This is a genomic window from Halomonas sp. A3H3, from assembly GCF_000982975.1.
GTDB classification, from domain to species: domain Bacteria; phylum Pseudomonadota; class Gammaproteobacteria; order Pseudomonadales; family Halomonadaceae; genus Vreelandella; species Vreelandella titanicae.
Genome location: NZ_HG423343.1, coordinates 5,468,436 through 5,486,793, shown reverse-complemented (window position 1 = coordinate 5,486,793; position 18,358 = coordinate 5,468,436). Strand labels below are relative to the sequence as shown.

Sequence of the window (18,358 nt, the reverse complement as noted above, 5' to 3'; positions counted from 1 at the left end):
GGCGAATGTCAGCCGGGCGGCAGGACGTCTTAGAATGAACGCTTACGGTAAGCATGATATCCGAGGGGACAGACATCCAACGTTTGTGCGTTTGTGCGTACCTCAGCAGGATTCGCACCGAGCTGCATTACCGGCAAGTATTAGGTCGTATTTTACGCAAAATGGGCGACTCAGATGATACAGCATGGCTCTATGTAATTGCCGAGCCGCTACTGCGAAAATACTCACAGCGAATTGCAGACGATTTACCTGAAGACCAGGCAACACTTCAAGCCCAAAAGCTGAACCTGCGATTGGAAAAAGCGAATTCCAGTCAAATGAATGACACAAAAGAGAATGCGTCAGCAGCAAATGATAATCGATCACTCTCAGCAGAAGAACTTAACAAGCGTGAAATGCTTAATGTTGAACCTCCATTGCTAACGCTGAGTTTTTCGGAGTATTACCGTCAACAGCTTTTGTCTCTTATATAGACCCTTGCTCTACCTAGCAGGTTTTTTTCTGCCCCCGGCTTTAAGGGTGATCTCGCTACCCGCTTCCAACACGATTTGGCTGCCCGCTTTGTGGTGCAGCTCGCGGCCGGTCTCCACCAGCTGGGCTTCACCGTAGACCTCATGGCGGGTTTGATCGACCTGAAGGTGGTCATCGCCCTTGATCTGGGTGTAGCGCTTGCCGTGTACGGTGAGGTGATCGTCGTTACGGATTTCGCTCAAGCGGTTGCGGTGCAGCTTGAGGTGGCTGTCTCTGCGGATCTCCTCGGTGCGGTCGTTAAGGGTGAGCAGCTCCAGATCTTTCTGAGCGTGGAGCCAGATCTGCTCTTCGCCAGTGGCGTCCTCGAAGCGCAGTTCGTTAAAGCCTTCCGATTTATGACTCTGGGTGCGGATCACCGTGCGGGTCTTGTGCTCCGGCAGCGGGTAAGGCGGGGTATTCACCGCGTGGTAAGTGCGGCCGGTGACCAGCGGTTGATCAGGGTCGCCCTCTAAAAACGAGACAATGACCTCATGGCCGATCCGGGGGGAATGATGCTGCGCGCGGTGTAACGACCTTCGCTGTCCGCATAGATCGTGCGGCGCAGGTTGTACTCGGATTGCGAGGGGTCGAAGAAGGAGTAGCCGCCCAGGGAGTTGGCGTGCCAGATCTCGACCTTGGCGCCGGGGATCGGGGTGCCGTCGACGTCACGCACCTGGCCGGTCAGCCACATGGTCTCGCCCTCGGTCGCTTCATCGTCCAGGCGCGCGAAGCCGTCGGCTTCCGGGGCGCCAGCCACGTAGAGCGGGCCTTCGATGGTGCGTGGGGTGCCGCCGGTGCGCTTGGCTTCGGCATCGATAGCGTCCTGGCGCATATCGAGGAAGTGGTCAAAGCCGAGCCCTGGCGAGAGCAAACCGAACTGGGTCTGGCTGCCCAGGGCATTGAGCAGGTTGACCGCCGCCCAGTACTCCTCTTCGGTGACATCGAAGTCATCGATCAGTTTGAACAGGTCGCCCACCAGGCGATGAACGATCTGCTTGGCACGGTCATTGCCGCCTGCCTGATCAAAGCCAGCAACGGTTTTGACAAAGCCGCGACTATATCTGAACGCCTCGACAGCCAGGCACCGGCCGAAATCTCCCACTTGACGCAAGTCAACAAGGGCTATGGGGTGTGCGGCGACTATGAGCTTTCACGCACCGAGTCCGGTCGCTTCTACTACAACCACGCCACCAAGCGCCTAGTGTTGGGCACCGATGCCCCGCTGTATCACGACAACTGCGAGGGCGTCTCTCACTGACCCCTTAGCGCCTGTTCACGATCTTTTAAGCAGTAAAGTGATTGCGCCCAAACCCCATGATCCTCCTCACGCAGCGCTTTTCTATGCCGCTGCCGATTACCCCCAAGCAAGCTGCCAGATTGTAGGCGAACCGCACCGTTATCAGGGGCGCTACTTCTGCTCGGTATATGGCTCTTCGGTTTTTTCGGTAAGCGAGGAAGAAATCGAAATACACCTTGGCACCCTTGATTCACCCAATCAGCTGAAAGCGACGTATGAGCTTTGGAACATTCGCCGCGAACATTGGCTACCGCCATTTCCAAACGTGGAGCAATACGAACGAGATCGGCAAGATTGCACCAAGATGGAAGAGCATGATCTCCACTACCAGGTCGAAGCTCCTGAGCCTCTAGCTTGCGAGGAATGCGGCGTTGAGAGTGAGTTTGTCAGGTTCGGCAAGCGCGATGTGGCCTATCGCGACCTACCCATCCACGGAAAGCGGGTCACCCTCTGGGTGGTCCGTCGCCGCTACACCTGCCGGGCGTGTGGAAGGACGTTCCGGCCAGCTCTTCCGGAAATGGTAGACGATCACCGCATGACGCGGAGGCTTTACAACCACGTCGAGAAGGAAGCCTTCAATCACCCCTACGCCTACGTGGCTGATACCACGGGCCTCGACGAGAAGACTGTCCGCGAGATATTCAAGAAGAAGGCTGAGTTCCTGGCAGCCTGGCATCGTTTCGAGACACCCCGCTGCCTGGGGATCGACGAGCTGTACCTGAACCGCCGCTACCGCTGCATCCTGACCAACCTGGAGGAGCGTACCCTACTGGACCTGCTGCCCGGTCGCCAGCAGGACGCGGTGACGAGGCGCCTCATGAGCATGACCGAGCGCCACCAGGTCGAGATCGTCAGCATGGATATGTGGAAACCCTACCGCCGTGCTGTCCAGGCGGTGAAGGCTGGTGGACCAGCCTGGACGAGGCGCCGGAGGCGGTGATCAAGCGCTACCAGGCGCATGCCACCCATGAGCAGTTTCACAGCGAGATCAAGACCGATCTCGACCTGGAGCGCTTGCCGTCCGGCAAGTTCGCCACCAACGATCTGATCCTGCATCTCGCCCAGTTGGCCTACAACATCCTGCGCCTGATGGGACAGCTGGGCATGACCGGCGAGCTGAGCCCGGTTCGCCACCCGGCCAAGCGGCGCCGGCTGCGCACCGTGCTACAAGAGTTGGTGCACCGTGCGGCTCTCGTGATTCACAAGGCACGGCAGATCATCCTCGACTTCGGGCAGGATATCGGGCGCATGACGGTGCTCAAGACGCTGCGGAGCCGACTGCGTTATCCACGAGGAACGCCATGCTGACCGTCAATCGGCGACACTCTATCCACAAGCAGTTCCAAGCGACACGCGATCGCCAGATATGTCGTGCCTGGCGGGTGGAAAGGCATGACAAAACGGGCCGTCAGCACCGATCAGCACGGTGGGTTTTGGCAATAACGGGCTTGCGAAAGCCAACTTGCACGGGGCGAATGATCAAAAAGTGCTCGCTGGCGGTGATAGGGAAAGTGTCGGCGCCGGCTTCACGGATTCAGGAGGAGCGCAGCGACGCGGCAATCTTTGGCGGCGGTGGCAGATTAACCTCGAGATTGCTTCACTACGTTCGCAATGACAGGTAGCGGATTTCAATGACAGGGAGGGCCCACAATGAAAGAGAGGCTCACGATAATAAGGGGTGTGGCACTCAGAATGATATTAGTATGGGGCAAGCTCAACCCAATCAGGATTAAGGGAGTCAATTAGAGCATTTTTACGTTGACGTGAACCCGCTTTAAGCTGTTTTTCGCGCCTGATGGCATCTTCTATACTATTTGACTCCTCTAGCCATACAAGTTTGTGGCAACGGTACTTTTTGGTGAATCCTGGCATTAAACCTTGGCGGTGTTCATAAAGCCTGCGCTCCAAGTTGTTTGTAACTCCTATGTAAAGAACGCGGTGAGTGCGGTTAGTCAGCATATAAACATAATAAAGATTGTTTGTTGTCGACATGAACCGACCTTTCGGTGATGGATTTTTATTAATCTAACTTCATTTTATTAGCAATGGTAGGGGCGCATCATTGCAGTCAGTATCCTTATTTTGACTATGAAAAGTGAAACGACCTTAGCTTGCAGTGGTAGATTAACCTAGAGATTGCTTCGCTTGCGCTCGCAATGACAGGGGGCGGGCTCACAATGTCGGGTTGCTCGCAATAACAAATTAGATGCTATTGCGAGTAGCCCTATTCATGTCATTGCGAGGAGCGCAGCGACGCGGCAATCTTTGGCGGTGGCAGAGGAGCCAACCTTGAAATACCAGCCTGGCATCATTGGCGTTCTCACTCAGGTCCGTTATCCGGATCGAGGACAGTGTGTGGTGGGTAGTTTGACTGGGGCGGTCTCCTCCTAAAGAGTAACGGAGGAGCACGAAGGTACCCTCAGCACGGTCGGACATCGTGCATTGAGTGCAAGAGCATAAGGGTGCTTGACTGCGAGACAGACACGTCGAGCAGGTGCGAAAGCAGGTTCTAGTGATCCGGTGGTTCTGTATGGAAGGGCCATCGCTCAACGGATAAAAGGTACTCCGGGGATAACAGGCTGATACCGCCCAAGAGTTCACATCGACGGCGGTGTTTGGCACCTCGATGTCGGCTCATCACATCCTGGGGCTGAAGTCGGTCCCAAGGGTATGGCTGTTCGCCATTTAAAGTGGTACGCGAGCTGGGTTTAGAACGTCGTGAGACAGTTCGGTCCCTATCTGCCGTGGGCGTTGGATGTTTGAGAAGGGCTGCTCCTAGTACGAGAGGACCGGAGTGGACGACCCTCTGGTGTTCCGGTTGTCACGCCAGTGGCATTGCCGGGTAGCTATGGTCGGACGGGATAACCGCTGAAAGCATCTAAGCGGGAAGCCCCCTTCAAGATGAGACATCCCTGAGGCCTAGAGCCTCCTGAAGGGCCCAGCGAGACCAGCTGGTTGATAGGCACGGTGTGGAAGCGCTGCAAGGTGTTGAGCTAACGTGTACTAATGGCCCGTGAGGCTTGACCCTATAACACCCAAGGGGTCTGGTCGCAAGCTCGTAAACAACTCACCCGATGACCGCGATGTGCAGCTGCTTGATGTCACTCAGGGGGCGTATTCCTTGATTTGATAGAGCCGTTGTCACAACAGGCGTCGAACTGCTTCTTACGCCAAATCGCATAAATGGTCAGGCCGATGAAGAAGGCCAGGGCCGGCAATAACACAACGTCGAGATAGCCCGTCAGCGCCGCCAGGCCCACCGTGCCAAGCAGGATCACCAGGATCGGCGTAAAGCAGCACAATGCCACCAGGACGGTGCCGATCACGCTCACGCGCAGCAGGGGCTTGGGATTCTTCATGATCACTCTCGATCCGCTTGCGAGGATGTCGGGGTTGATGGATACCCAGCGTTGATGGTGGCCTCGGTCAATGCCTCCACCGACGTTCGGGCGTCGTCAAAGGTGACCACGGCCTCGAGATCCGCGTAGCTCACGTCGACTTGCGAGACGCCGTCCACCTTGTTGAGGGCGGCCTTGACGGTGATCGGGCAGGCGGCACAGGTCATGCCCGGCACCGACAGCGTCACGGTCTGCAGGGCCGCTAAGGCGGGCGTGCTGAGCAGGGCGAGTAGCGCGATGAAGGCGAAACGAGCTTTCATGGTAGATCTCCTTTTAATAGAACAGGGGCAAGATGTAGGGGAATACCAGGGCGATTAGCACCAGCAGCGATACGAGCCAGAAGATCGCCTTGTAGCCCGTCCTGACCCGTGGCACGGCACACACCTCTCCCGGCTGGCACTTTTCCACTGGCCGAAAGACGCGACGCCAGGCGAAGAACATCGCCACCAGCGCGACGCCGATAAAGAGCGGGCGATAGGGCTCCAGCTGGCAAATAAGGACAAGGGTTGCGCTCGTTACGGGACTTAACCCAACATTTCACAACACGAGCTGACGACAGCCATGCAGCACCTGTCTTACAGTTCCCGAAGGCACACCAGAATCTCTTCCGGCTTCTGTAGATGTCAAGGGTAGGTAAGGTTCTTCGCGTTGCATCGAATTAAACCACATGCTCCACCGCTTGTGCGGGCCCCCGTCAATTCATTTGAGTTTTAACCTTGCGGCCGTACTCCCCAGGCGGTCGACTTATCGCGTTAACTTCGCCACAAAGTGCTCTAGGCACCCAACGGCTGGTCGACATCGTTTACGGCGTGGACTACCAGGGTATCTAATCCTGTTTGCTACCCACGCTTTCGCACCTCAGTGTCAGTGTCAGTCCAGAAGGCCGCCTTCGCCACTGGTATTCCTCCCGATCTCTACGCATTTCACCGCTACACCGGGAATTCTACCTTCCTCTCCTGCACTCTAGCCTGACAGTTCCGGATGCCGTTCCCAGGTTGAGCCCGGGGCTTTCACAACCGGCTTATCAAGCCACCTACGCGCGCTTTACGCCCAGTAATTCCGATTAACGCTTGCACCCTCCGTATTACCGCGGCTGCTGGCACGGAGTTAGCCGGTGCTTCTTCTGCGAGTGATGTCTTTCCTACCGGGTATTAACCGATAGGCGTTCTTCCTCGCTGAAAGTGCTTTACAACCCGAGGGCCTTCTTCACACACGCGGCATGGCTGGATCAGGGTTGCCCCCATTGTCCAATATTCCCCACTGCTGCCTCCCGTAGGAGTTCGGGCCGTGTCTCAGTCCCGATGTGGCTGATCATCCTCTCAGACCAGCTACGGATCGTTGCCTTGGTTGCTAGAGAGCAGATACTTCACCAAACAGGCGATGCCCAGGACCAGCTGTAGTGGTCAACTAATTCCGGACAGTACGTTAAGTTTTTCCTCAGCTGCCACGGGCGATACCCCATCGTTGAAGGCATGAGGACGTTGTCGGTTGTAATAGCCCATCAGATAGTCGCCGATATCCTGACGAGCCGTGTGCAGTGCCGTATAGCCCAGCGCCGGTATCCATTCCGTTTTCAGACTGCGGAACAGGCGCTCCATCGGGGCGTTGTCCCAGCAGTTGCCACGACGACTCATGCTTTGCTGCATGCGATAACGCCATAGTCGCTGGCGGAACGAACGGCTGGCATACTGGCTACCCTATCCGAATGGAACATGACACCGTCTGGTTGGCCGCGCGAAGCCCAGGCATGATCCAGTGCCTTGACGACCAATGACGCATCGGGATGCCGGGACATGGCCCAGCCCACCACGCGCCTTGCATACAGATCCATGACCACCGCCAGATAGCTCCATTGCTGTCCCGTCCAGATATATGTGATGTCGCCACACCAGGCGCTATCGGGGCGGCTGACCGTAAATTCCCGAGCCAGCGAGTTGGGGATATCTGGCTTTTCCACCGTTGCCGTCCGATAGGCGTATGGCCCTGGCTGTCTGGAGACAAGGCCAAGCTCACGCATTAGACGGCGTACCTTGAAGCGTCCGATGGTAATGCCAGCCTGATTGAGCAGCGCCTTGACCGTCCGACTACCGGCGGAGCCTCGGCCTTGGGTAAACACGCGGCGAACCATCGCTTTCAGGGCCAGTCGACTGGCATCGATGTTTTGCTGCCGCTGGCGGTAGTCGTAGTAGCTGGAACGACTGATATCGAACGCATCACAGACCATGGAAACCGGCATTTGCTCACTCAACTGGTCTATCAGCGCGTACGATTCATTCCGTCCGACATCAAGAGAGCGGTAGCCTTTTTTAGTATGCCTTTCTCCTGCTCCAGCCGCTGGCAGCGGGCTTCCAGCTCCTGAATACGCTGTTGTTCCGGGGTCAATGCTTTGGAGGCCGGTGTAATGCCACCACGCTCATCGTTCAGCTGCTGCACCCATCGCCGCAATGTATTTTCGCCAACATCCAGGGAGCGGCTGGCCGCCGCTATCGAATAGCCCTGATCCAGCACCAGGATGGCGGCTTCCTGCTTGAATTCCGTGGAAAAGGAACGTCGTTTTCTGGTCATGAGACACCTCGTTCAGGATGGCAAGCTTACCACCCAAGTGAGTGTCCGGTTTCATTAGACCACTACAAGCTGTAGTAGGGCAATTCCGATCACTGGCATTATCCAGCCCATCGCCCCCAAGCTCATTGGCGATGTCGTGTACGGTCATGCGTGCGCGTAGCGCCATCACCGCCGTCTGGATCAGCTCACCGGCTTCCCCCGCCACCGCCTGCACCCCCAGCAACCGGCCCGAGTCGCGTTCGGCCACCAGCTTGATGAAACCACCGGTGTCGAAATTCACCAGCGCACGCGGCACGTTTTCCAGGTCCAGCTCGCGGGTATCGACGCTGAAGCCTTGCTCGATGGCCTCGGCTTCCGTCAGGCCGACGGTGGCCACCTGGGGGTCGGTGAAGATCACCGCCGGCATGGCGCTCAGGTCCAGGGTGGCTTCGCCCCCGGTCATGTTGACGGCAGCCCGGCTGCCCCCGGCGGCGGCGACATAGACGAACTCCGGCTGATCGGTGCAGTCACCGGCGGCATAGAGCCCCGGCACCGTGGTGTGCAGATGCTCATCGACCAGAATCGCCCCACGTGCGGTTTCCACGCCGAGGCTCGCCAGGTTCAGGGCCTCGGTATTGGGTGTCCGTCCGGTGGCCACCAGCAGTTGATCCGCCCGCAAGGTGCCGGCGTTGGTGTCGACAATGAATTCATTGTCGGTGTAGTCCACGCGGCTCGCCTGGGTCTGCTTGAGGACCTCGATGCTCTCGCGGCGAAACGCCGCCTCCACCGCATCCCCTACCGCCGGGTCTTCCTGGGAGAGCAGGCGGCTGCGGGCCAGCACCGTGACCCGGCTGCCCAGCCGGGCGAAGGCCTGGGCCAGTTCCAGGGCCACCACCGAGGCGCCGATCACAATCAGCCGCTCGGGAAGGGTGTCCAGGGCCAGCGCACTGGTAGAGGTCAGGTAGGGGGTGTCGGCAAGACCCGGGATCGGCGGTACTGCCGGTCGGGCGCCAGTACCGATTAAGGCGCGGTCGAAGTGGACGACCTGCTCGCCGCCCTCGTTCAGCTTGACCATCAGGCTATGGGCATCGATAAACCGGGCCTCGCCGTGCAGGACAGTGATGGCCGGGTGGTCGCGCAGAATCCCCTCGTACTTGGCGTCACGCAGTTCCTCGACACGTCGCTGCTGCTGCTCGAGCAGCTTGGCCCGATCCACCACCGGCGCCTGGGCGCTCAGGCCTGCATCGAAGGGACTTTCCGTACGCAAGTGGGCAATATGGGCCGCGCGAATCATGATCTTCGAAGGCACACAGCCTGTATTGACACAGGTACCGCCGACGGTGCCGCGTTCGATCAGGGTGATCCGGGCGCCGCGCTCGGCGGCTTTCAGGGCCGCCGCCATGGCGGCGCCGCCGCTGCCGATCACCGCGATGTGCGGGGCGTCTTCATCACGGCCCTTGGACACCGATGCGCCTGCCGGGGAAGTGGGCCCACTGTTGGCCAGTCGAGCTTGGTAGCCAAGTCGGGTCACGGCAAACGTCAACGCCGAGGCCGGTGTCTGACCGCTTTGGGTCCTGGCCGTGTGAAAACAAAATAAAACTAGTCTGACTCAAGAGTCTTCCCCTTCAGCTGCCCGTTGGCCCCTTCTGAGCCATGGCTACGATAATCGCCGACCGCTGCTGTTGTGAGATGTGACAATTATAGAATCATCAGAAACCAACTACATTCGTGATCACGGCCCTAGAAGGCAGAGAAAAAAAGGGCTGTTACGCCCTCGCAGCCCTCATCAACACACTGACTCCCAAGATCTTTATGACGCGCTTCAGGTTGTACGCCAATACATGAAGACTCATTTCTGTGCTCACATTTCTAAACCGCTTTGTCGTGAAGTGTGTCGCCCCCATCCAAGCCTTGAGAGTGCCAAACGGATGCTCCACGGTTTGTCGCCTTAGGCGCATCATCTCTGGATTCCAATCGAGACGTGACTGTGCAGCTTCAAGCACATCTTCATGTTCCCAACGCTTGATCCGTCGTTGCTTGCCTGTCGTGCATTTTTCTTTCATGGCGCAGCTTGCACATGCTGAGCTCCAGTAAGCATGGAGTTTCATTCCTTTTTCTATCGTTTCATATCGCCATATGAGCCGCTGACCAGCAGGACAGGAATATTCATTGCTTTCAGGGAAGTATTGAAATGCGCCTCTTGGAAAAAAGCCCTTTGCCTGGTTGGGCGATGTCATCGGCTTGGGGAGATAGGTAGTTATCCCTTCCTTATGGCAGTCGAGAATTTCCTCACCTTTAAAGTAGCCTCTGTCAGCCACGACCTTCAGCTCATTGATGCCAGTGGCTTCACGAGCTTGCTTCGCCATATTGAAGAGCTGCCCCCGATCATGCCCGACGTTGGTCACCTCATGGGCCACAATCAGATGGTGCTGGCTATCAACAGCTGTCTGCACGTTGTAGCCTACTGTCCCGGTGCCTCTGCCACTGGTGGCCATCGCCCTGGCATCTGGATCCGTCAAAGATACTTGCTGATCGGGAGATTGTAGCCGCTGTTCCTCAACTGATTGTAATCGTGTCGTTTCTTCCCTTAGCTTTATAATTTTCTCCTTTAGATGTTTCGTCTTAGCCTCGGCCAGGGCGGGCTCCGAGCGATCGGCTGCATCTAGCTGACCGAGGTACCGGTTGAAGCTTTCTTCGATCTGCTCAAGGCGACGCTTCATCTTGGTCGCTGTGAAATTGCGATTACGGTTGTTGACGGCTTTGAACTTGCTGCCATCGATGGCCACGATGGCTTGAGAGAACAGTTCCAGTCGCCGACAAAGCACGATGAACTCTCGACACACACAGCGGATGGCATCGCCATTGTCCTTTCTGAAGTCTGCAATCGTCTTGAAATCCGGTGTCAGACGCTCTGTCAGCCACATCAGCTCGACATTGCGCTGCGTCTCGCGCTCTAGGCGGCGACTCGACTGGATGCGATTGAGGTAGCCGTAGATATAGAGCTTCAGGAGTACAGCGGGATGATAGGCGGGCCTACCTGTTGCATGCGGATCGACGCCCTTGAAACCAAGTCCTCTAAGATCGAGACCTTCTATGAACGCCTCTATGGCACGGACAGGGTTATCGTCTGCGATGAAATCGTCTAAAAGCGCAGGGAATAACGTACTTTGATTTCGGGCCTCGCCTACCACGAATCGCTTCATCACTATTTCCTCAGCGAACCTCGTCAAAGTATAGCGACCATCACGTTTTCACACAGCCTCGGTCGATCCACTACTTTGTCTCCGCCCCGGGCCACCAGCACCTGACCACCCAGATCAACCTGGCAGGCGACCCCTACACCTATGACGACTTCGCCTTTGCCACCCGCGAAGAGCTCGTCGTGCCCGCCGAGCGGATTGAAGACCCCGCCGAGATCGCCAAGCGCGACCTGGACGGCCCGTTCTCCCACGTGGTGTTCGATGTGGCGCTGGCCCCCGCCGAGGCCCCCGAGCTGCAGGTGCGTCACGCCCGCCCGCGGGCCAAAGAAGACGACCAGGATCTGGCCAGCCAGCTCGCCGGTACCGCCAAGGTATAACCCTCATGCCTTGAGCAAGGCGGGCCTTCCCCTTGGCCCGCCTGAGCAAGACATAACAGCGCGACATAATAAATACGAGGAGAGAGATCATGACCACGCAGCTTGATCAGCTCGAAGCCCGCGTGCGCGGCGCCGTCCAAGACGACCCCGCGCAAGGCATCTTCCGCTGCCACCGCAGCATGTTTACCGACCCCGCCTTCTTTGAGCTTGAGCTAAAGCACATCTTCGAAGGCAACTGGCTGTTCCTGGCCCACGAGAGCCAGGTCGCAGAGCCGGGTGACTACATGACCGTCACCATGGGTCGCCAGCCGGTGATTATCACCCGCGACAAGCAGGGCGAACTGCACGGCCTGATTAACGCCTGCGCCCACCGTGGTGCCACCCTGTGTCGCCGTAAGCGCGGCAACAAAGGTACCTTCACCTGCCCGTTCCACGGCTGGACGTTCAAAAACGACGGCCAACTGCTCAAAGCCAAAAATGAGAAGAACGGCGCCTACCCTGAGCAGTTCAAACAGGATGGCTCCCACAACCTTAAGCGCCTACCGCGCTTTGAAAACTACAAAGGCTTCCTGTTTGGCAGCCTGAGCGATGATGTTCAACCGCTTGAGCAGCACCTGGGCGAAACCACCAAGATCATCGACAACATCGTCGACCAAGCCCCCGAAGGCCTGGAAATTCTGCGCGGCACCTCCTCCTACACCTACACCGGCAACTGGAAGCTGCAGGCCGAAAACGGTGCCGATGGCTACCACGTCAGCTCCGTGCACTGGAACTACGCCTCCACCATGGAACGCCGCAACTACGACGCCGGTGGCACCAAAGCGGTGGATGCCGACGGTTGGTCGAAGAGCAAAGGCGGCTTCTACTCCTACGAAAACGGCCACATGATGCTGTGGACCCGACTGCTTAACCCGGAAGTGCGCCCGGTCTATCAGCATAAGGACTGGATCCAGGAGCAGCTGGGTGAAGCCCGCGCCGACTCCATCGTCAATCAAACGCGCAACCTCTGCCTCTACCCCAACGTCTATTTGATGGATCAGTTCTCCACCCAGATACGCGTGATCCGTCCCATCGCCGTGGACAAAACCGAAGTCACCATCTACTGCTTCGCCCCCAAAGGCGAAGCCGCCGAAGATCGGCGTGTGCGCATCCGTCAATACGAAGACTTCTTCAACGTCTCCGGCATGGGCACCCCCGACGACCTCGAAGAGTTCCGCGCCTGCCAAGAAGGCTACAACGGCGCCCTGGCCGAATGGAACGACCTCTCCCGCGGGGCCCAACAGTGGATTGAAGGCGCCGATGAAACGGCCCAAGCGATCGACATGAAGCCCCTGCTCAGCGGTGCCTCCCCGGAAGACGAAGGGCTCTACGTGCTGCACCACCAGCACTGGGTCAGCGAAATGCTGCGTGCCATCGACAAAGAGCGCAGCCAATTTATCGCCACCGCGTCCGCCTAAGCGCCCAGCGCCAGAAGAGAGGAGAGAAGTGCCATGAGCATTAGCTATCACGACATCCAAGCGTTTTTGTACCGCGAAGCACGGCTGCTGTTGGTTTACACAAGGATCCGCGCCAACCTTACGACACTAAACTGCTTTATGTAGTGGTTCACTGATTCCGGACACCCATCGCCTCAGCACGATGCTATTGTCCTATACACACGTCAAGGCGCACCTCAGCGCCCAGGCAGCGAGGCATTATTGGGTTGGCTGCGTGAGGTGTAGAGTGATGAGCAGATTGCTGAAGCGATAGGCTTGGCGCTAGATGAAGTGGCAAAGCTGCGCACTGAAGGTCAGCGCTGATCCGTGCTTTCATTTACGTATTCCCGCTTCACACATAAAACGAAAGGGCAGTCCAAGTGACTGCCCTTTCTGTATTTGGCTGCTGAGGATGGCAGACATTCCCCATGCCATGAAATAACCTGATGCAATGGTTCATAGTCAGTAATGAATAGCCGTTTTGGCGGATCAGTAGTACCCGCTCAGCAAAGAAGCCGGTGTGACCATAATCTGATTGTCTTTTGGCCACAAAAGCAGCCTCTTGACCAAATATGTCAGCAATTGGTGCGGGAGTGTTCTCCACGGGATTAGTTATGCAGGCATCGCTTTGCGGTTGCAAAATATCCTTAAAGTACACGTTACTTCTGAAAAGCAGAGTTGCAAGTGCTTTCCTTTTGCATCCAGTATACTATACTGAATGCAGTTGGAGCGCAGCTGCGCTTACCACATGCAATAGGAGTTTGGGCTATGGGCATGATGACTATTAGAAGCATTCCTGACGAAGTACACAATGCACTAAAAGCGCGAGCCAAGCAGAATCACCGCAGCGCCGAGGCTGAGGTGCGGGCCATCCTGGAAGAGATCACACGGCCAGAAAGTCGCCTCAAAATGGGTGATGCCCTGGCTGATTTGGGTCGCAAGATCGGGTTGACCAATGAAGACGTAGCGGTCTTTGAAAAGGTGCGTGACAAGACGCCTGCTGAACCGATGAGGTTTGAATGATCGTTCTGGATACCAATGTCGTTTCCGAGGCGATGAAACCCGAGCCTGATCCAGCCGTCAGAGCTTGGCTTAATGAGCAGTCGGCTGAAACGTTATACCTGTCTAGTGTCACACTTGCAGAGTTGTTATTTGGTATTGCGGCGCTGCCCAACGGGAAGCGCAAGGACATGTTGAGCGAGACCTTGGGCGGCCTTGTGGAGTTGTTCAGAGGGCGGATTTTGTCCTTTGACGTTGACGCCGCTCGCAAGTATGCAGAGCTAGCCGTGACAGCCAGAACCGCCGGGCGTGGTTTTCCTGTGCCGGATGGCTACATTGCTGCTATTGCCGTATCACAAGGCTATCAAGTCGCCTCCAGAGATATGGCTCCTTTTGAGGCAGCCAATGTGGACGTCATTAACCCTTTTGAAGCCTAACTGGTGCGGTCTGCTGGGCACTTTAATTGCTTAACCCATTCTTCTTACCCCAACATACCCTCCGACTAGCCCATAAGCCGAATATAAACCTTATTCGGCTCATAAGATGATCTGAATAGATGATGCAATCGGCTCATGTATATTTGGGAATAGCACCACTGGCCGTCTTTTTAACGGAGTAACTGCGCGCGGCCTCAAAGCCTTCAAGTAGCGCGCTCTGTTCGACCCCCAAGCCCTCGATGCAAAAGCTGTTCAAACACTGCCGGGCGGCAAAGAGCTCCCGGCCCGATCCTGCCAAGAATTGACTAAGAGGACGATGGCTTGATGGGTGGCATCAGGCCCCGAATAAATTCGCACCATATTGAGCCCTTTAGCACAAAGTTGGTGCGAATTTATGCATAGATACGTTCAACAACCCGCAGAATCTCTCATGTTTCAAGGTGGCATGATAATTGCCTTTTCTTTAAGTAAGTAAATAGTTACTTAACTCGCTCCATGAAGAGTGTTTTCTGAATGGGCGCAATGGCAAGGATCACACCATGAAAAAGCAATTTAAGAACATGAAGCTGAAGGCCCTCGCTTGTAGTTTCGCGTTGGGCACCTTGGTATACACCGGCATGGCGAGTGCCGATATCCATATCAAGTTCCATCATGATTTGCCTGAAGATAGCGCACAGCACCTAGCAGCTGAGCGCTTCAGGGACATGGTGGCTGAGCGTAGTGGCGGTGAGATTTCAGTAGAAATTTTCCCTAACAACACCCTCGGTGATGATGTCGAAGTCACCCAACAGTTGCAGATGGGAGCTGTGGAAGCAGCGATTATTCCGACCGCCAAGTTATCGGGCTTCGTTCCCGCCATGCAGATCGTCGATCTGCCTTTCTTGTGCGCCCGGCACGGGCGCACTCCTGGAGGTGCAAGTCCTCTCGGCCACCTTTCTCTCTCGCATACCAACCAGATAATCCGGATACCCCATTTTTTATCGTCTTCATAACAGACCCCCTTTAACGGGGGTCTGTTGTTATCTCGACGCTGAGCTATACTCTTTCTCAATCGCGTTCCACTGAGGCGACGGCAGAATCACCTTGGCGAACCTTCACCTCGAGCTCTTGGCCCTGATCGTTTTCTCCTTCAATCTCGATCATGCCTTTCTCGTCGATTTTGATTTCTTCAAAGCTGACCATTCCTTCACCGGCGGCAACCTCGAAGGCTTGGCGTACTTCCTCTTCGCTCATGCCCCAGGCTCCGGTAATGAGTCGCTCGCGATTTTCCTTAAGGCTATCACCGCTCTCAATGGAAAGTCTGGCCTCGGCGAACCATTCATCATCCATCCAACCTTCAATCTCCACGCTGTCGCTGCTCTTGGCCTCAAGTTCTTTATAGTGCTGGTAGCCAAAGGCCGAACCATGAGTCAATATCTGGTCGATACGCTCCAGAGGCAGTCGATCGTCGGCCATTGCGTCACCAGCGGCCAGTCCCACTGCTGCTAAAAGACCCGTCATCACCAGCTTGGTTTTCATGTTGCGTTCTCCTTTGATGTGTTGATAAAACCATTTTGCCTGCCAGCACCTTACTTTGAGATGATGATTCCGTTCATGTTTGGTTCATATTTGAGCTTGGATGCTGATACCAAATGCTCGGTCGCTGCTGACCGGAGTAATCAGTAAAAAAGCTATGAGCCGAAGTTCGAGGTGGGCTTTGGGGTCCGGGTGGAACAGGGCCTGCAGTGGGATTTAGACTATCAATATGAGAAGCACACTGCGGAAATAAAGTGACCCCATTCTTAACCTAAATGGCGTTGGCATGATGCAGGGATGATTTCGTGTCTTTCATTAGCCACATCTGGTAAATATGGTTATAGGAAGTAGGTAGTGCCAGGAATATGTAAATTAGGAATTGAACATGAAAGAGTTAGGATGGAAACCAGGTAACCCGTTCATGCCTGACTTGAAAACGGCTAATGATGCACGGGAATATCTTAAAGCAGGTGGGATCGGAGTAATCGAAGCTCGCATTGAGAGGGCATTTAGCGCTAGATTTGGTGATTTGAAACAGAAGATTTTACGCCTAACTGATATCGAACCCGACGATGTTTTTGTGAAAGATGTTCTCCTAACATCAATTCTAGTAGATACTCGGACGCTTTTTCTGGAGTCAGATCGCCAAAAGCGAAATTCGACGTTACAGAATGTTTACCGGGCCCGACGCATGGAGGAACGTGCCAAATCTGTTGATGAAGTATTTGATGAGAAAGTGCTTGATGGCAAGACCTTGAGAGAAATAATTAAATCGTGGGTTGATAAACGCGTCGTTCACATGGATTTTCTTTGGGATGACGATGAAGTAATACATATCAAGCGTATTGAGTGGTTCATTTTCGGTGGAGGGATGAACAACCTACTTTTTGTGTTATTAAAGCTTATTGCGGAATACGAAGAGGTAGTTGCAAGGTTTGGCGAAAATGCCCAAGATCAACTTCATCTTGTACTGAGTGAGATGACTGGGGGCGTGCAAGAGGGTCATTGATGAAGATCCGTCAATGAAAATTCTAGCAGTTCATGAACACCTGCCTCCGGTGCCGTCTGGTGCTGGTGGGCATACGGGATGGTTTTAGCTACCTAACCCCACTTTTTGAAATAGGGTTCTCTGCTCCAGGTTGACGAGAACTATCAGACACTAGTTCTTCGTGTTTCACATATCTTCTAAGTTGCGCTACTTAACTGCCGCTCTGCCGTTTAGATGCTTGCGTAACTCTACTTTCTTAGTAATGCACGGCTCGCTCTCAGTGAAACTGCTGGCCAAGGTAGAAAAATGGATTAATCAACCATCCATGCGATGATAAGTGGCTCTTGGCTGTTTTCAGAAATTGTATGGCATGTTTTTCGGGCGGCGTTATTAATTCCTAATGCGATATTGCTAATTTTGAATGGTGGATTCGAATGATGATCTATTCTGAAAAAAAACCATCAGGGAATATTGTAATCGTGGTCTGGCGGGCGGTTATAAAACGATTAGACGGTGAACGATCTGCAGCAGAGTCGTGGATATATACAAAAGCAAAGGACTGGTGTGGAAACGCCCCATTGATGTTGTGCAGGATGATCCGCGACAGGCTTTGGATTTGATAGCAAAGTTTGAGTATGGAGTTTTCATATGAACCGAGAAAACGCGGCTGTCAGTAAATTGGCTGTTAAGGTTTTTGAAAACAATCAGTTAGCGTATGACTGGCTGTCTCGCCCAAACGATGCATTGGGTGGCCAAGCCCCGATCAAGGCCTGCAAAACAGAGACCGGGAAAAGACAGGTTTCTCGTTTGCTGCACGCGATGGAGTGGGGTGGCGTGGTCTGAGCTCTCCTTATGAATTGACGTCATTTAAACAGTATACTTTCGGCCCAAAAAAAGTAAGCGTTCATTCTAAGACGTCCTGCCGCCCGGCTGACATTCGCCCTACAGTAACCTCACATTTGCCCACACGAGGTTACCCCCATGAGAAAGCACCGCACCCCGGAACAGTGGCAGGCCCTGGTTGACCAGCATCGTGACAGTGGTCTGTCAGCTTCGCAGTTTTGTAAACAAGAGAACATTGGCTATTCCAGCTTCTGCAACTGGCGAAAGCGCCTGTCCGATCAGCCGACCGATAATTCGACAGACTCTGGAGAAGCCAGCTTTCTCGATTTGTCGTCACTGATGGGCACGTCGCCATCATCCGGCTTAGGCTGGAATATTGTGCTCAGCCTGGGTAACGGCGTCGAGCTACGGCTGAGCCAGAACGGATGATCGGGCTCGATAGCCAGGCGCGCATCTGGCTATGTACCGAACCCACAGACATGCGCAAATCCTTCCGGGGCCTGAGCGCCCTGGTTCGGAATCAGTTGAAGCACGACCCGCTCAGTGGCCAGTATTTCGTCTTCGTCAATCGTCGCAAGACCCAGATGAAGATGCTGTACTTCACCGCCACCGGTTATTGCCTGTGGGCCAAGCGCCTGGAGCAGGGCCAGTTCCGGGTGCCGTTATCCGCCTCCGGGCAGCGAGCCCTGACCCTGACGGATCTGCAACTGCTGATCGATGGCATCGAGGTGCAGAAATATCGCCAGTTCAAGCGTTTTCGAGGGGTATAGAAGGC

General features: G+C 55.3%; 20 protein-coding genes, 4 pseudogenes and 3 other annotated features. Of the genes and pseudogenes, 13 read left to right on the top strand and 11 right to left on the bottom strand.

The annotated features are described in order from the left end of the window. The first annotated feature begins 161 nt into the window (after positions 1-161). Positions 162-473 (top strand): hypothetical protein, encoded by a 312-nt coding sequence (locus HALA3H3_RS27200; RefSeq protein ID WP_199105114.1) that lies wholly within the window; start codon positions 162-164, stop codon positions 471-473. 30 nt (positions 474-503) lie between these two features. On the opposite strand, the pseudogene HALA3H3_RS24910 reads toward HALA3H3_RS27200, so the two are convergent. Continuing rightward, positions 504-1,016, bottom strand: a pseudogene (locus HALA3H3_RS24910) (bacteriophage T4 gp5 trimerisation domain-containing protein); the annotation flags it as partial. After that, positions 980-1,486, bottom strand: coding sequence for a dioxygenase family protein (locus tag HALA3H3_RS24905; protein WP_370657677.1), 507 nt, complete (start codon positions 1,484-1,486; stop codon positions 980-982). The gene HALA3H3_RS24905 and the pseudogene HALA3H3_RS24910, both read right to left, overlap by 37 nt. A gap of 6 nt (positions 1,487-1,492) precedes the next feature. Here HALA3H3_RS24905 and HALA3H3_RS24900 point away from each other — a divergent pair, with 6 nt between their 5' ends. From HALA3H3_RS24900 to HALA3H3_RS24890, 3 genes and pseudogenes are all read left to right on the top strand, one after another. Further along, a complete protein-coding gene (locus HALA3H3_RS24900; RefSeq protein WP_199105179.1) occupies positions 1,493-1,768 on the top strand; it encodes a hypothetical protein in 276 nt (91 codons plus the stop codon). Positions 1,769-2,111: 343 nt separating this feature from the next. Further along, a pseudogene (locus HALA3H3_RS24895) lies at positions 2,112-2,705 on the top strand (transposase); the annotation flags it as partial. Next, positions 2,705-3,115, top strand: a pseudogene (locus HALA3H3_RS24890) (transposase); the annotation flags it as partial. The pseudogenes HALA3H3_RS24895 and HALA3H3_RS24890, both read left to right, overlap by 1 nt. Before the next feature lie 390 nt (positions 3,116-3,505). Here the strand turns inward: HALA3H3_RS24890 and HALA3H3_RS26465 are convergent. The 7 genes and pseudogenes from HALA3H3_RS26465 to HALA3H3_RS24855 form a co-directional block, all read right to left on the bottom strand. Then, positions 3,506-3,799: a GIY-YIG nuclease family protein gene (locus tag HALA3H3_RS26465; RefSeq protein WP_022519796.1), complete on the bottom strand. Its 294-nt coding sequence runs from the start codon at positions 3,797-3,799 to the stop codon at positions 3,506-3,508. 178 nt (positions 3,800-3,977) lie between these two features. Continuing rightward, positions 3,978-4,822: a sequence feature (23S ribosomal RNA rRNA prediction is too short), on the top strand. Positions 4,823-4,908: 86 nt separating this feature from the next. Continuing rightward, positions 4,909-5,166 carry a mercury resistance system transport protein MerF gene (merF, locus tag HALA3H3_RS24880; RefSeq protein WP_022519795.1) on the bottom strand — a complete coding sequence of 86 codons (258 nt, stop codon included), beginning with the start codon at positions 5,164-5,166 and terminating at the stop codon, positions 4,909-4,911. 2 nt (positions 5,167-5,168) lie between these two features. Then, positions 5,169-5,465, bottom strand: coding sequence for a mercury resistance system periplasmic binding protein MerP (merP, locus tag HALA3H3_RS24875; RefSeq protein WP_022519794.1), 297 nt, complete (start codon positions 5,463-5,465; stop codon positions 5,169-5,171). 142 nt (positions 5,466-5,607) lie between these two features. Beyond that, positions 5,608-5,868 (bottom strand) — a sequence feature (16S ribosomal RNA rRNA prediction is too short). 71 nt (positions 5,869-5,939) lie between these two features. After that, positions 5,940-6,792, bottom strand: a sequence feature (16S ribosomal RNA rRNA prediction is too short). A gap of 43 nt (positions 6,793-6,835) precedes the next feature. After that, positions 6,836-7,453, bottom strand: coding sequence for an IS3 family transposase (locus HALA3H3_RS27195; protein WP_238326111.1), 618 nt, complete (start codon positions 7,451-7,453; stop codon positions 6,836-6,838). 8 nt (positions 7,454-7,461) lie between these two features. Beyond that, positions 7,462-7,713 carry a transposase gene (locus HALA3H3_RS27190; RefSeq protein ID WP_430622272.1) on the bottom strand — a complete coding sequence of 84 codons (252 nt, stop codon included), beginning with the start codon at positions 7,711-7,713 and terminating at the stop codon, positions 7,462-7,464. Further along, positions 7,619-9,304, bottom strand: a pseudogene (merA, locus tag HALA3H3_RS24860) (mercury(II) reductase); the annotation flags it as partial. The gene HALA3H3_RS27190 and the pseudogene merA, both read right to left, overlap by 95 nt. 211 nt (positions 9,305-9,515) lie before the next feature. After that, the gene (locus HALA3H3_RS24855; RefSeq protein ID WP_022519788.1) at positions 9,516-10,952 is read right to left on the bottom strand and encodes an IS1182 family transposase; all 1,437 of its coding nucleotides are present in this window, start codon (positions 10,950-10,952) and stop codon (positions 9,516-9,518) included. Between HALA3H3_RS24855 and HALA3H3_RS26455 the strand changes: the two genes are divergently transcribed. Together HALA3H3_RS26455 and HALA3H3_RS24845 are read left to right on the top strand one after the other, a co-directional pair. After that, entirely contained in the window at positions 10,907-11,326 is a 420-nt protein-coding gene (locus tag HALA3H3_RS26455) for a dioxygenase family protein (protein WP_337589070.1), read from the top strand. The genes HALA3H3_RS24855 and HALA3H3_RS26455 overlap by 46 nt on opposite strands. Positions 11,327-11,415: 89 nt before the next feature. Then, complete coding sequence (locus HALA3H3_RS24845; RefSeq protein WP_022519786.1) at positions 11,416-12,783, top strand: Rieske 2Fe-2S domain-containing protein; 1,368 nt, start codon at positions 11,416-11,418, stop codon at positions 12,781-12,783. A gap of 370 nt (positions 12,784-13,153) precedes the next feature. Here HALA3H3_RS24845 and HALA3H3_RS26995 read toward each other — a convergent pair whose 3' ends face one another. Next, positions 13,154-13,459, bottom strand: a complete 306-nt coding sequence (locus HALA3H3_RS26995) for a hypothetical protein (RefSeq protein ID WP_022519785.1) — start codon at positions 13,457-13,459, stop codon at positions 13,154-13,156. Positions 13,460-13,569: 110 nt separating this feature from the next. On the opposite strand from HALA3H3_RS26995, the gene HALA3H3_RS24840 reads away from it, so the two are divergent. The 3 genes from HALA3H3_RS24840 to HALA3H3_RS24830 all read left to right on the top strand — a co-directional run bounded on the left by HALA3H3_RS24840 (position 13,570) and on the right by HALA3H3_RS24830 (position 15,229). Then, a complete protein-coding gene (locus tag HALA3H3_RS24840) occupies positions 13,570-13,824 on the top strand; it encodes a FitA-like ribbon-helix-helix domain-containing protein (protein WP_022519784.1) in 255 nt (84 codons plus the stop codon). Then, a complete protein-coding gene (locus HALA3H3_RS24835; RefSeq protein ID WP_022519783.1) occupies positions 13,821-14,237 on the top strand; it encodes a type II toxin-antitoxin system VapC family toxin in 417 nt (138 codons plus the stop codon). Before HALA3H3_RS24840 ends, HALA3H3_RS24835 begins: the two co-directional genes overlap by 4 nt. 539 nt (positions 14,238-14,776) lie before the next feature. Continuing rightward, entirely contained in the window at positions 14,777-15,229 is a 453-nt protein-coding gene (locus tag HALA3H3_RS24830; RefSeq protein WP_053857104.1) for a TRAP transporter substrate-binding protein, read from the top strand. 55 nt (positions 15,230-15,284) lie between these two features. On the opposite strand, the gene HALA3H3_RS24825 is transcribed toward HALA3H3_RS24830, so the two are convergent. Next, positions 15,285-15,755 carry a PepSY domain-containing protein gene (locus HALA3H3_RS24825; RefSeq protein WP_022519770.1) on the bottom strand — a complete coding sequence of 157 codons (471 nt, stop codon included), beginning with the start codon at positions 15,753-15,755 and terminating at the stop codon, positions 15,285-15,287. Positions 15,756-16,137: 382 nt separating this feature from the next. Here HALA3H3_RS24825 and HALA3H3_RS24820 point away from each other — a divergent pair, with 382 nt between their 5' ends. From HALA3H3_RS24820 to tnpB, 4 genes are all read left to right on the top strand, one after another. Continuing rightward, positions 16,138-16,761: a hypothetical protein gene (locus HALA3H3_RS24820; protein ID WP_022519769.1), complete on the top strand. Its 624-nt coding sequence runs from the start codon at positions 16,138-16,140 to the stop codon at positions 16,759-16,761. Between the two features lie 627 nt (positions 16,762-17,388). After that, positions 17,389-17,583: an MbcA/ParS/Xre antitoxin family protein gene (locus HALA3H3_RS24815; RefSeq protein WP_022519767.1), complete on the top strand. Its 195-nt coding sequence runs from the start codon at positions 17,389-17,391 to the stop codon at positions 17,581-17,583. Between the two features lie 138 nt (positions 17,584-17,721). Continuing rightward, positions 17,722-18,012, top strand: coding sequence for an IS66 family insertion sequence element accessory protein TnpA (gene tnpA / locus HALA3H3_RS24810; protein WP_022519766.1), 291 nt, complete (start codon positions 17,722-17,724; stop codon positions 18,010-18,012). Next, positions 18,009-18,353, top strand: a complete 345-nt coding sequence (gene tnpB / locus HALA3H3_RS24805) for an IS66 family insertion sequence element accessory protein TnpB (protein WP_016915087.1) — start codon at positions 18,009-18,011, stop codon at positions 18,351-18,353. The genes tnpA and tnpB overlap by 4 nt, the downstream gene beginning before the upstream one ends. The last annotated feature ends 5 nt before the right edge of the window (positions 18,354-18,358 follow it).